Origin of the sequence: Actinoalloteichus hymeniacidonis (assembly GCF_014203365.1) — a bacterium.
GTDB lineage: Bacteria > Actinomycetota > Actinomycetes > Mycobacteriales > Pseudonocardiaceae > Actinoalloteichus_A > Actinoalloteichus_A hymeniacidonis.
Map to the genome: position 1 here is coordinate 2,681,159 of NZ_JACHIS010000001.1, position 14,855 is coordinate 2,696,013.

General features: G+C 72.1%; 1 pseudogene. It reads left to right on the top strand.

The annotated features are described in order from the left end of the window. Window positions 1-95 precede the first annotated feature (95 nt). Window positions 96-14,753, top strand: a pseudogene (locus BKA25_RS11335) (type I polyketide synthase); the annotation flags it as partial. Window positions 14,754-14,855 lie beyond the last annotated feature (102 nt).

Below are 14,855 nucleotides of genomic sequence, written 5' to 3' on the forward strand. Positions count from 1 at the left end.
CGCGCCCCACCACCGTTTGCACCATGACCTGTAGTGCCGCATGACGTCGAGGAGCTGAGATTTCAGTGGCGGATGACGACCGGCTTGTCGAGTACCTGCGGCGAGTGACCGCCGATCTGCACCAGACGCGGCAGCGGCTGCGGGAGGTCGAGTCCCGAGGCCGGGACGCGGTGGCGGTGGTGGGCATGGCGTGCCGTCTCCCCGGCGGGGTGACCTCGCCGGAGGACCTGTGGCGGCTGGTGGCCGCAGGCGGCGACGCGGTGTCCGGCTTCCCGGTCGACCGGGGGTGGACGCCGGCCGACCCGGCGATGCCGCACACCAGGCAAGGCGGTTTCCTCGACGGTGCGGCCGACTTCGACGCGGGCCTCTTCGGAATCTCGCCCCGGGAGGCGACCGCGATGGACCCGCAGCAGCGGCTGCTGCTGGAGACCTCCTGGGAGGCGCTCGAACGAGCAGGTCTCGCACCGACCGCCCTGCGTGGCACGGACACGGGCGTCTTCGTCGGCATGGGAAACCACGATTACGGCCCCCGGTTGGACGAGGAGGCCGAGGACGTCGCCGGACACGTGCTGACCGGCACCATCGCCAGCATCGCCTCCGGTCGTATCGCCTACACCCTGGGCCTGGAGGGGCCCGCCATCACCATCGACACGGCCTGTTCGTCCTCCTTGGTCGCCCTGCACCAGGCAGCGCAGTCCCTCCGCGACGGCGACTGTTCGCTGGCCTTGGCGGGCGGTGTCGCCGTCATGTCCCATCCCGGTCTCTTCACCGAGTTCCACCGGCAGGGCGGACTCGCCTCCGACGGGCGATGCAAGTCCTTCGCCGACACGGCCGACGGCACCGGTTGGGGTGAGGGCGTCGGCGTGCTCGTCCTGGAGCGGCTGTCCGACGCCGTGCGTAACGGGCGGCACGTCCTCGCGGTGGTCCGAGGCTCGGCCGTCAACCAGGACGGTGCCTCCCACGGGCTCACCGCTCCGAACGGGCCCGCGCAGCAGCGGGTGATCCGCCAGGCCCTCGCGAACGCGCGACTGTCCACCCAGGACGTCGACGCGGTCGAGGCCCACGGCACCGGAACCCGGCTCGGCGACCCCATCGAGGCGCAGGCGCTGCTCGCGACCTATGGACAGGGACGCGATCCCGATCGTCCCCTGTTCCTCGGCTCGGTGAAGTCCAACATCGCCCACACCCAGGCCGCCTCGGGTGTGGCGGGCGTGATCAAGATGATCCTCGCGATGCGACACGGGGTGCTGCCACCGACGCTGCACGCCGAAGAGCCCTCCGCCCAGGTGGACTGGTCGGCCGGAGCAGTGGAGCTGCTGACCGCATCGCGTCCGTGGCCCGCTGTGGACCGCGCCCGGCGGGCGGCGGTGTCCTCCTTCGGGATCAGCGGCACCAACGCGCACGTGGTCCTCGAACAGGCCCCGGAGCCGGAGTATGACGAGGTCGAACCGCGCCCGGCGTCCGCCGCCGCGCCCGCGCCGCTGCCGTGGGTCCTCTCCGGACGAACGGCGGAGGCACTGCGGGGGCAGGCCGCCCGACTGATCGACCACGTCGCCGCTGAGCCTGCGGTCTCCCCGACGGACGTGGCCTTCTCGCTGGCCACCACGCGGGCTCATCTGGAGCACCGGGCGGTGATCCTCGGAGCGGACCGCGCCGAGTTGGCCGCGGGACTGTCGGCCGTGGCCGAGGGCACTGAGGCACCCGGCGTGGTGACCGGCACGACACGCGCCACCGGCAGGCTCGCGATGATGTTCACCGGGCAGGGCTCCCAGTACCCGGCGATGGGCCGGACTCTGTACCGCACCTACCCAGTGTTCGCCGCGGCCTTCGACGAGGTGTGCGCCGAGCTGGACCCGCTGCTGGGCGTCTCGGTCCGCGATCTCGTCTTCGCCGACGACGACTCGGGCGGCGGTCTCGGTGCCGCCGTCGAAGCCGGGCCTGCCGAATCCGCGACGACGCAACCCGACACGGCCATCGATCGGCCGCTCGACCGCACCGACCTCGCTCAAGCTGCGCTGTTCGCCGTCGAGGTCGCCCTCAGTCGCCTGCTGGCCCACGTCGGAATCCGCCCCGATGTCGTGTTGGGACACTCATTCGGCGAGGTCGTGGCCGCCTACCTGGCGGGCGTCTGGTCCCTGCGCGACGCCTGCGCGGTGGTCGCCGCCAGAGGCGGGCTCGTCCGGCGACTGGCCCTGCCCGGCGCGATGGTCGCCGTGGCGGCCACCGAAACCGAGGCCGCCGACTACCTCGCCGAGATCGACGGGACCCTGGTGATCGCCGCCGTCAACGGCCCGAATTCGGTGGTCTTCTCCGGAGACGCCGACACCGTGGCAAGGGCGACGCACGCCTGGCGGGACCGGGGCCGACGGGTACGCCTGCTACGCGGCGGCCAGGCCTTCCACTCCCCGTTGATCGAGCCCGCTGTCGCCGCCTTCACCGAGGCGTTGCAGCAGGTCTCCTTCGTGGCGCCGGAGATTCCGCTGATCTCCACGGTGACCGGCAGGCCCGTCGACCCGCGGGCAGTCACCACGCCGGAGTACTGGGCCGACCAGCTCCGGCGTCCGGTCCGCTTCGCCGACGCCATCCGCACCCTCCGGGAGGAATCGGTCACGACGATTCTGGAGGTCGGTCCCGACGGTGTGCTGACGCCGATGGCGCGCGAGGTCCTCGACGAGCAGCACGCCGACGAGGAGGTCACCTTCGCCGTCACCCTGCGTCGGGGACGGCCGGAGCCCGACACCTTCGGCGCGGCCTTGGCCGCGTTGCACGTCCGAGGGCTCGTCCCGCGCTGGGCGGGGCTGCTCGACGGGGCCGCCCGTCGGGTTCCGCTGCCCACCTACGCCTTCCAGCGGAGCCGCTACTGGTGGGACCGCTCGACGGCAGGCGGCGACTCGACGGCGACGACCCTCGACGCCGACTTCTGGGAAGCGGTGCGACGCGGTGACCTGTCCGCGCTCGCCGAGACACTCGGTCTGCGTGCACCGGACGAGCACGGCGCTCTGACGGCCCTGCTGCCAGCCCTGAGCGAGCGGGCCGCGCGGCGACGGTCGCTCGCCGAGACCGCGTCCTGGCGCCATCGCAGCACCTGGATCCCGTTCGCCGCCGACCACACCGACGGAACCGCGGGTCGGTGGCTGGTCGTCCACACCGAGGAGCAGAGCGACGATCCCGACATCACCGCGATCGTCGACGCCCTCACCGACGGCGGCGGTGTCGCGCACCTCGTGCTCGACGAGGCCGGGTCGACCGGGTCCGTGCAGGTCGAGCGACTCGCCGAAGCCGTCCGCTCCGCCGACGGCACCGAGGTCGCAGGCGTGCTCTCTCTGCTCGCCCTGCGCGATGGGGCGTCGGAGCACGACGGTCTCGACACGCCGACGGCGATGCGCGCCACCACCGTTCTCCTCCAGGCACTGGGACAGGCTCGCGTGCGCGGGCCCCTCTGGTGCGTCACGCGGTCGGCCGTCTCGGTCGGCGAGGGCGACGCTCCCGTCGATCCACGACAGGCCTTGCTCTGGGGCTGGGGGCGCAGCGCCGCGCGCGAGCATCCGGACCGGTGGGGCGGGCTGATCGACCTTCCCGCCACGACGGACGGTCGGACGGCCGGGCTCGTGGCGGGCGTGGTGCGCGGCGGCCATGCGGAGGACGAGATCGCCGTCCGCTCCTCGGGCCGCCACGTCCGGCGACTGCGGCCCGTCCCCGAGGACAGCTCGGTGGCCCCACCGTGGCGGCCGGATGGCGCGGTGGTGCTCACCGGCGACTGGGACGACACCTGGCCGACGCTGGCGTGCCGCGTCGCCGAACGCGGCGCGCGCCACGTCCTGCTGGCACCGCGCTTCCCCGCCGAGGCCGGCGACCGGGACGACTCGGTGCTGACGGATCGACTCGCCGAGCTCGGCGCCACCGTCAGCGTCGTCCGCGACACCGACGAGACTCGCCACGAGACCCTCATCGGGCTGCTCGGCGCGACCCCGCTCGCCGCCGTCGTCCACGTCGAGACGGCCTCGGTGCCCGTCGGACGGCTCGACGACGTCGATGCGGCCGAGTTCGACGCAGGGGTGCGCGCCGCCCTGCACTCGATCTACGAGGTGATCCGGTTCGCCCACCGGGCGGGCGCCGCCGACCTGCTGATGTTCTCCTCGCTGACCGGCGTGTGGGGCGCGGGCGGATACGCGGCGCAGGCCGCGATCGAGTCCCACCTCGACGCGCTGGGCCGACGTTCCTCGACCGACGGCCCCCGCGTCCGCTCGCTGTCCTGGGGGACCTGGCAGTCGGAATCGGTCCGCGGCGCGTCCTCGGACGCGGCGAGCGATCACTGGGGCGATCGCGGTCTGCGACCCATGCCCGCCGAGCGCGCCCTGGACGTCCTGGACACGGCGATGGTCGTCGACGCCGAGCCCTGGATCGTCGCCGACGTCGACTGGACGGTCTTCGCCGCCGCCTACACCAGCCTGCGTCCCGGACCGCTGGTGGACGGACTCGTCGACGCCGACGTCGACACACCGGACGATTCCGCCGCTCCGGCGGCCGAGGACACCCGGCTGCGCGACGTCGACGCCGAGGAACGGCGCAGCCTGCTACTCGACCGGGTGCGCGGCGACGCCGCCCTGCTCCTCGGACACGCCTCGGCCACCGCCGTGGGGGCCGATCAGCCGTTCCGCGACATGGGCGTGGACTCGCTTACCGCCGTCCGGCTGCGTGACCGGCTCGCCGCGAGCACGGGACTCCGACTGCCCAGCACCCTGGTCTTCGACCACCCGACTCCCCAGGCGCTCGTCCGTCACCTGGAGGCCGAGATCCTCGGCACCTCGGCGGAGCCGAGCCGCGACCGGACCGCCGAGATCGCCGCCGTCGCCGAGGACGAGCCGATCGCGATCATCGGTATGGCCTGCCGGTTCCCCGGCGGCGTCGACTCGCCGGAGTCGCTCTGGCGGCTGCTCGTCGACGGCGAGGATGCGATGTCGCCGTTCCCGCTGGATCGCGGCTGGGACGTCGAGGCGCTCTATCACGCCGATCCGGCCAATCGGGGCACGAGCTACACCCGCTCCGGCGGCTTCCTCGACGACCCCGCGGGTTTCGACGCCGACTTCTTCGGCATCTCCCCGCGTGAGGCGACGGCGATGGACCCGCAGCAGCGGTTACTGCTGGAGACCTCGTGGGAGGCCTTCGAACGGGCGGACATCGATCCGTCGCTGATGCGGGGCAGCTCGACGGGAGTCTTCACCGGCATCGCCTGGCGCGACTACGGCAGCGAGCCGGGTCGGGACGCCGACGCCGCCGAGGGATACCTGATGACCGGCAACGCGACGAGCATCGCCTCCGGTCGCGTCGCGTACACGCTGGGGCTGGAGGGCCCGGCGATCACGGTGGACACGGCCTGTTCCTCCTCGCTGGTCGCCGTGCACCTGGCGGGCCAGGCGCTGCGCAGCGGCGAGTGCTCGATGGCGTTGGCGGGCGGAGCGGCCGTGATGGCCACGCCGGTCGCCTTCGTCGAGTTCTCCCGCCAGCGCGGTTTGGCACCCGACGGCCGCTGCAAGCCGTTCGCCAAGGCGGCGGACGGCACCGGTTGGTCGGAGGGCGTCGGCGTGCTGCTGCTGGAACGACTCTCCGACGCACGACGCAACGGCCGCCGTGTGCTGGGGGTCGTCCGTGGCACCGCGATCAACCAGGACGGCGCCAGCAACGGCCTGTCCGCTCCCAACGGCCCCGCGCAGCAGCGCGTCATCCGACAGGCTCTGGCCCAATCCGGGCTGACGGCGGACGACGTCGACGCGGTCGAGGCCCACGGCACGGGCACCAGACTGGGCGATCCGATCGAGGCGCAGGCGCTCCTCGCCGCCTACGGCAGGGACCGATCCGAGGATCGTCCACTGTGGCTCGGGTCGGTGAAGTCCAACATCGGCCACACCGGGGCCGCCGCGGGCGTCGCCGGAGTGATCAAGATGGTGATGGCACTGCGGCACGAGGTGCTGCCGCGCACGCTGCACGTGGATGAGCCCACTCCCGAGGTGGACTGGACGACGGGCGGGGTGCGGCTGCTGACCGAGGCTCGCGACTGGCCCCGCCAGGACCGGCCGCGTCGCGCCGGGGTGTCGGCGTTCGGTTTCAGCGGGACGAACGCACACGTTCTGCTGGAGGAACCCGAGTCCGCCGTCGTTCCCGAGCCCGCCTCCGTTCCGGAGGCCGCCGCCATGCCGCTGGTCGTCCGGCCGGACGCGGTGCCGCTGTTGCTCTCCGCGCGCAGCGAGTCCGCGCTGCGGGCGCAGGGCCGACGCCTGCGTCGGCTGCTGGTCGAACAGCCCGAGTCGTCGATCGTCGACGTGGCCGGCGCGCTGGTGACGAGCCGCACGACGCACCGGCATCGTGCGGTGGTGGTCGGTGCCGACCGTTCGGAGTTGCTGGCCGGTCTCGACGCGGTGGCCGATGGGCGCGAGGCTCCCGGCGTCGTCGCGGGCATCGCCCACGACGGTGACCGTCGTCCGGTCTTCGTCTTCCCCGGGCAGGGTTCCCAGTGGCGGGGGATGGCGACCGATCTGCTGGCCTGCTCTCCCGTCTTCGCCGAGTGGATCACCGCCTGCGAGCAGGTACTGACCCCCTTCGTGGGCTGGTCGCTGCGCGACATGCTGAGCCCTGACGTCGATCCGGCGCTCGCCGATCGCGTCGACGTCGTGCAGCCCGTGCTCTGGGCGGTCCTGGTGTCGCTGGCGGAGCTGTGGCGCTCCTGCGGCGTGGTTCCCGCCGCCGTCCTCGGTCACTCGCAGGGCGAGATCGCGGCGGCCTGCATCGCGGGTGGTATCTCCCTCTCCGACGGGGCCAGGATCGTCGCCCGGCGTAGCCAGGCCGTCGCCGAGACTCTCTCGGGCGGCGGCGGAATGGCGTCGGTGGGTCTGTCCTCACGTCAGACGACGGAGGCGATCGCGGCACTCGGCGATTCCGCCGTAGGCCTGGAGATCGCCGCCGAGAACGGACCGACCTCGACCGTCGTCGCGGGCGCAACGGCGGCGCTGGACGCACTCGTGGCGCACTGCTCGACCAGCGGCGTCCGCGCGCGGCGCGTCACGGTCGACTACGCGTCGCACTCCGATCAGGTGGAAGCACTGCACACCCGGCTGCTTGAACTGTTCGAGGAGGTCGAGCCGCACGCCGGTGAGGTGCCGTTCTACTCGACGGTGGCGGCCGCCCGGATCGACACCGCCGAACTCGACGCCGAGTACTGGTATCGGAACCTGCGCCGGACGGTTCGGTTCGAGGAGACCACGCGTGCCGTCGTCGCCGACCGACACGAGGTGTTCCTCGAGGTCAGCCCGCATCCGGTACTCGCCATGAGCATCGAGGAGATCCTGGCGGACACCGCCGTCGAGGAGGCCTTCGCCGGGGCGACTCTGCGGCGGGACGACGGGGGAGCCGCCCGGTTCCTCACCGCCCTGGCCGAGCTGCACGTCCGAGGCGTCCCCGTGGACTGGTCGCACCTGATCGGCGGATGGGGCGGCAGGCGGATCGACCTCCCGACGTATGCCTTCCAACGGGAGCGGTTCTGGCTCGCACCGGATCCGAAGCCCTCGCCGATCGACTCTCGCCCGTACCCGGGCGGGGGCTCGGTGGAGGACTCCTTCTGGACGGCCGTGGAGCAGGGCGACGCGGCGGGTGTCACGCGGTTGGTGGCGGACTCGACGGCGGACGACCACGACGCGGTGGCCTCGGTGCTGCCGATGCTGTCCCGATGGCGGCGCCGAGCCCGGGAGCACGAGATCGTGGACTCGTGGCGGTACCGCGTCCGGTGGGCGCGGGCGTCGGTGCCGACAGACGCCGACGCCGCTCGGCTCGATGGTCGCTGGCTGCTCGTCGACGCGCCTGCGATGCCTGCCGCGTTCGACGGCCCGTCCGACACCGCGCGCCACGCGGAATCGGATACCGATGCCGATCAGGTGATCCACGCCCTGTCTCGCGGGGGCGCCGAGGTCGTCCGGCTCATGGTGGAACAGGGCCTCGATCGCGGGGCGCTGACGGAGCGACTGCGGACGACGATCGCCGTCGACGGCCCGGTGACCGGCGTGGTGTCGCTGCTCGCCCTGCCGTCGGTCGGGCACCCACTCGACGCCGAGGACGGCGGCCGCCACCCGTCTGTCGTACCGGGCCACGAAGCTTCACGTGAATTGCCCGACACGGTGTCGGGTGGCCGGCTCGCCGACACGGTGACCCTGTTGCAGGCGCTGGGGGATGCGGGTGTCGGCGCGCCGCTGTGGTGCGTCACCCGCGACGCGGTGTCCCCACACGGGCCCGGCTCCGCGTTCGTCGACCCCGAACAGGCGATGGTCTGGGGTGTGGGCCGCGTGGCGGCGCTGGAACAGCCCGACCAGTGGGGCGGCATGATCGACCTTCCCGCGTCCCTCGGTGATCAGGCCGCGTCCCGGCTGTGCGGAATCCTGGCGGGCACCACGGGCGAGGACCAGGTGGCGGTGCGCTCCTCCGGGGTGTTCGCGCGCCGACTCGTCCGCGCACCGCTGCCCGTGGGCGGCCGCGTCGATTCATCGGTCGAGCAGGAGCCCGACGGCGCATCCGTCGCGGTGACCGATGAAGGGCCCGTTCCGTTGCCGGCCGCGACGTCCGGTCGCTGGACGGCGGGCGGCACCGTGCTGGTCACCGGCGGAACCGGTGCGCTGGGCGCCCAGGTCGCGCGGTGGCTCGTCGGTCGCGGCGTCGAGCACCTCGTGCTCACCTCGCGGCGCGGTGCGGCGGCACCGGGAGCCGAGGACCTCGCCGACGAACTCCGCCGTCTCGGCGCGGAGGTCACCCTCGCGGCCTGCGACGTGGCCGAGCGCGACGCGCTGCACCGTGTCGTGAAGGAGATCCCGGCCGAGGCGCCGCTGACCGGCGTGGTGCACACCGCCGGAATCCTGGACGACACCACGCTCGAGGCACTCACACCGCAGCAGATCTGCGCGGTGCTCGATGTCAAGGCCCAGGGCGCGGTGAACCTGCATCACCTCACGCGTGACCACGACCTCGCCTGCTTCCTGCTGTTCTCCTCGGCGGGCGCGACCGTCGGCGTGCCGGGTCAGGGCAACTACGCGCCCGGCAACGTCTTCCTCGACGCACTCGCCGAATGGCGGCGGGCCGCGGGGCTGCCCGCGACCTCTGTCGCATGGGGAGCGTGGGAGGACAGCGGCATGGCCACAGGGGCCGTGCGAGACCTCTTCGAACGCCACGGCACTCCGGCGTTGGACCCCGCCGCCGCCCTGACCGCCCTGCATCAAGCGGTCGAGCATCACGAGGCCTTCCTGTGCGTCGCGGACATCCGTTGGGAGCGTTACCTCGTCGCCTACACCGCCGCACGCCCGAGCACCCTGTTCGACGAGGTACCGGAGGTGCGTGCGCTGAACGATCGGGAGCGCCTCGGTGCTTCGGGGCCGGCCTCTGCCGCCACCACCGCATTCGATCGCCTGCGTGGCCTGCCCGTCGGGGAACGCGAGAAGGAACTCGCGGACCTGGTGCGCTCCACCGTCGCCGTCGTGCTGGGCCACGGAACACCGGACCAGGTCGATCCGCGTCGGCCGTTCCAGGAGATCGGTTTCGACTCGGTGACCTCCGTCGAACTGCGCAACCGACTCAACGGCGCGACCGGGCTCCGACTTCCCGTCACCGCGATCTTCGACCATCCCACTCCGGCCGCACTGGCCGCCGAACTGGCCCAGGGATTACTCGGCACGAGGGACGAACCTGTAGTCGTCGCGAACCAGCGGAGGCAGAGCGCGTCGGACGACGACCCGATCGCCGTGGTCGGCATGGCCTGCAGGCTGCCCGGTGACGTGCGGTCCCCGGAAGAGCTGTGGCGGCTGCTCACCGAGGGGCGTGACGGTCTCGTTCCGCTGCCCATCGACCGGGGCTGGGCGGACGAACAGGCGGACGGAACCGCAGAGGGCTCGCCTTCTCTCCCTACGGCGGGCGGTTTCCTCTCCGACGCCGCCGACTTCGACGCGGGTCTGTTCGGGATCTCGCCTCGGGAGGCGGTGGCGATGGATCCGCAGCAACGGTTGTTGTTGGAGACCGCCTGGGAGGCCTTCGAACGGACCGGTCTCGATCCGCACTCGGTCCACGGCCGGGACATCGGCGTCTTCGCGGGCGTCGCGGGCGTCGACTACGTGACTCGTCGACGGCATGCGACCGAAGCGGGCCAGGGACACCTCATGACGGGCAACGCGGCGAGCGTCCTCTCCGGTCGCCTCTCCTATGTCTTCGGGCTGGAGGGTCCGGCGGTGACGGTGGATACGGCGTGTTCGTCCTCGTTGGTTGCCTTACATCAGGCGGCGCAGTCGCTGCGTGCCGGTGAGTGCTCGATGGCCCTGGCCGGCGGGGTGACGGTCATGTCCACCCCGCTGGTGCTCCAGCAGTTCAGCCAGCAGGGCGGCCTGGCCGCCGACGGCCGGGTCAAGGCCTTCGCGGATACCGCCGACGGCACCGGCATGGCCGAGGGTGTCGGGGTTCTTGTTCTGGAGCGGTTGTCGGATGCGGTGGCGAACGGTCGTCGTGTTCTGGCGGTGGTGAGGGGTTCGGCGGTGAATCAGGATGGTGCGTCGAATGGGTTGACGGCGCCGAATGGTCCGTCGCAGCAGCGGGTGATTCGGCAGGCGTTGGCGAATGCCGGTCTGTCCACCGGGGATGTCGATGTGGTGGAGGCGCATGGCACTGGGACTCGGTTGGGTGATCCGATCGAGGCGCAGGCGTTGTTGGCGACCTATGGCCGGGATCGCGAGCCGGAGAATCCGGTGTTCCTGGGTTCGGTGAAGTCGAACATCGGGCACACCCAGGCCGCTGCGGGTGTCGCGGGTGTGATCAAGATGGTGTTGGCGTTGGAGCACGGGGTGCTGCCGTCGACCCTGCATGTGGACGAGCCGTCGTCTCAGGTGGACTGGTCGTCGGGTGGCGTGGAGTTGTTGATCGAGTCGCGGCCGTGGCCGGAGGTCGACCGTCCGCGTCGGGCTGCGGTGTCGTCGTTCGGGATCAGCGGGACCAATGCCCACGTCATCCTCGAACAGGCCCCGACCATCGAGACAGACGATCACCGCTCGGCCGACCCGGTGGAATCCGCCGAGCGTGCCGTCGAGCCCGGGAGATCGTCGATCGAGAAGCCCGTGTCTCCGTCGGTGCCCTGGCTGCTGTCCGGGCAGACCGCAGCCGCCCTGCGGGCACAGGCCCAGCGGCTGGCCGAGCACGGGGCGCTGCCGGGAACGGCACCGGCCGACGTCGCACGTTCACTCATCACCACGAGAGCGGCACTGGACCACCGTGCGGTCGTGGTCGCGCAGGACTCCGCAGAATTCGCGGCCGGTCTGGCCGGGGTGGCGGCGGGTCGTTCGGGGGCGGGTGTGGTGTCGGGTGTGGTGCGTGGTGCACGCCGGGTGGGGTTGGTGTTCTCGGGTCAGGGTTCGCAGTACGTGGGGATGGGTCGGGAACTGTATGACGTGTTTCCGGTGTTCGCGGGGGCGTTCGATGAGGTGTGTGCGGAGTTGGACCCGTTGTTGGGGTTCTCGCTGCGCGAGGCCGTGTTCGCCGCTGCCACGGCGGGAGAGAAGTCGCCCGCCGACGAGCCGAGCCGCTCCGTCGAGGAACCGCCCGCCCGCTCGATCGACGACACAGGACTTGCCCAGCCTGCCCTGTTCGCCGTCGAGGTAGCTCTGGTGCGCCTGCTGGCTGCCGCAGGCGTGACGCCGGAGGTTGTTGCGGGACATTCGCTGGGCGAGCTCACCGCCGCCTATGTGGCGGGCCTGTGGACGCTGCCTGCGGCCTGTCGAGTCGTCGCGGCGCGGGCGAGGCTGATGCAACGGCTGCCCGACGGCGGGGCGATGGCCTCGATCGAGGCAGCCGAGGACGCAGTGCGAGCACACCTGGCGACCCGGACCGCCACAGTGACGGGTCAGCAGTCCACGGTGGACGTCGCTGCGGTCAACGGTCCGCTCGCCACGGTGATCTCCGGCGACGCCGCCGAGATCTCCGAGATCGTTGCGTGGTGGCGGGACCAGGGACATCGCGTGCGGCTGCTCCAGGTCAGCCACGCCTTCCACTCGTCGCTACTGGACCCGATGCTCGAGGACTACGGTCGCGAGCTGGCGACCGTGGCGGCCGATGTCCCGACGGTCCCGCTGGTCTCGACGGTGACCGGTGCGGTGCTCGACCCCTCCACCTCGGCCGGACCCGAATACTGGGTGCGGCAGGTGCGTGAGCCCGTGCGCTACGCGGACGCGGTCCGCACGCTGCGCGAGCTGGGGGTCACCACGGTGATCGAGGTCGGACCCGGCGGTGTGCTGACCGCGCTGACGCGCGAAACACTGGATGACGACCGTGCGGCCACCGAGGCTGCGGCGGACGGGATCGTCGATGCACCGCGCGGATCGACGCCTGAGACATCCTGCATCGCCCTTCTACGGTCGGACCGGGCGGAGACGGCCGCGCTTCTCGGCGGTCTGGCCGCCGCGCACGTCACCGGTGTCGCCGTGGACTTCACGCCACTGCTGCCTTCCGACGCCTCGGTTGTGGACCTGCCTACCTATGCGTTCCAACGAGATCGGTTCTGGTGGGACGCCGCCCCGGCCGCCGCGCCGACCGGTCCGGTCGGATCGGGTTCGGCCGCCGAGGACGCGTTCTGGGCCGCCGTCGAACGCGACGACCGGGCAGGACTCGCCCGGCTGGTCACCCTGCCCGATGGGGAGGCCGAGGACCTCACATCGATGCTGCCCGCGCTGTCCCGGTGGCGCCGCCGATCACGCGATCGGGAACGGGTGGACTCCTGGCGGTACCGGGTGCGCTGGACGGGAGTGCCGACCCGCGAGCACGCTGCGTCGACGCCGCTCCTCGGCAACTGGCTCCTCGTCGAGGACCCCGCCGCCGGGCGATCCATCGGCGAATCCGCCAGCGTCGAGAAGCTGCTCACACAGGGCGGTGCCAGGGTGACTCGGATCGAGGTCGAAGCCGGTTTGGGCCGTGTCGAGCTGGCCACGCGACTGCGACGTCTCGCGGAGACAGCGGAGCCGCCCACCGGGATCGTGTCGCTGCTGGGGCTGCCGAGGACCGACCCCGCGACGACGTTGGATCCGGCCGAGCCGGTAGCGCCGATCCTGCCGGTCCGCGACCTGGCGTCCACTGTCACGTTGGTGCAGGCGCTCGGTGACGCTGCGGTGACCGCCCCGCTGTGGTGTCTGACGCGTGGTGCCGTGTCGGTCCGGGACGACGATGCACCGGTCGATCCCGCGCAGGCGATGCTGTGGGGACTGGGCCGGGTCGTCGCCCTGGAACACCCGGAGCGGTGGGGCGGCCTGGTGGACCTCCCGAACCTCCCCGGACTGTCCGAATCGGACGCCGACCGGATCGGCGCGCGGCTGCGCGGCGTCTTGGCGGCAGAGTCAGGAGAGGATCAGGTTGCCGTGCGCCCGGCCGGGGTGTTCGGCCGCAGGCTGGTGCGGGCTCCGCTGAACCCGGTTTCCGCCGAGACCGCCGAACGATGGCGAACTCGCGGGACGGTGCTGGTGACCGGCGGCACCGGCGCGTTGGGCGTCCGCGTCGCCCGCTGGTTGGCGAGCCGGGGGGCCGAGCGACTGGTGTTGACCTCGCGGCGCGGTCCGGCGGCACCCGGGGCCGCCGAACTGGTGGCGGAGCTTGCCGAGGTCGGTGTCGAGACCGTCGTCGTCGCCTGCGACGTCGCCGATCGCGACGCGCTGCGCGACGTTCTCGACGCCATCCCCCCGGCGACGCCGTTGACCGGTGTCTTCCACACCGCAGGAGTGCTCGACGACACGGCACTGACCGACCTCTCCGAGGCCCGGATAGCCGAGGTGCTGCGCGCCAAGGCACAGGGAGCGGCCACTCTGGACCAGCTCACCCGGCACCATCCGATCACCGCGTTCGTGTCGTTCGCGTCGATCTCGGGGGTCTGGGGCAGCGGAAGCCAGGGGGCCTACGCGGCCGCCAACGCCGCCGTCGATGCGATCGCCTCGCAGCGCAGGGCCGTAGGCCTGCCCGCGACGTCGATCGCCTGGGGAGCCTGGGCCGAGAGTGGGATGGCCGCAGGCGAGGCAGGCGAGTACCTCCGGCGGCGCGGCGTGATCCCCATGTCGCCGGACCCGGCGATGGCGGCCTTGGAAGCCTCGGTCGGCAACGACGATACGGCGATCGCGGTGGCCGACGTGGACTGGGCGAACTTCGTCCCCTCGTTCACCCTGCACCGCCCGCAGCCGCTGTTGTCGGAGCTGCCGGAGGCACGGCAGGCGGTGGACTCCGTCGCCCCGGCCGCCGACGGTGCCGGGGACGAACAGGACGGCCTGGTGCGAAGACTGACCGCGATGCCGCCGGGCGAACGGGCCCGGGCAGTGCTCGACCTGGTGCGCTCCGAGGTCGCCTCGGCTCTGGGCTACGTCTCCGCCGATCAGGTCGATCCCGACGCGGCATTCCAGTCCGTCGGCTTCGACTCGCTGATCGCGGTGGAGCTACGCAACAACCTCGGCCGGATCACCGGTCTGCGGCTCCCACCCACGCTGGTCTTCGACCATCCCACCCCCTCGGCGGTGGCCGAACTCCTGGACACCCGACTGGCGGCCGACGGCCCGACGGCCGACCTCCCGATCAGTGCGCAGCTGGACCGACTCGAAGCCGACCTGGCCAAGGTCGACGCGCGGGACGCCTCCCGGTCGCAGATCACCACCCGTCTGCGCGGGCTGCTGCTCAAGTGGACCGACGAGCCCTCCCCGACGGTCGAGGACACCGTCGACGACGAGATCGAGTCGGCCTCTGACGAGGCGCTGTTCGAGTTCATCCGAGGACGGCTCGGCAGGGACTGATCCCGCCCCGCCTCGACCCCGCGTTTGCTGACG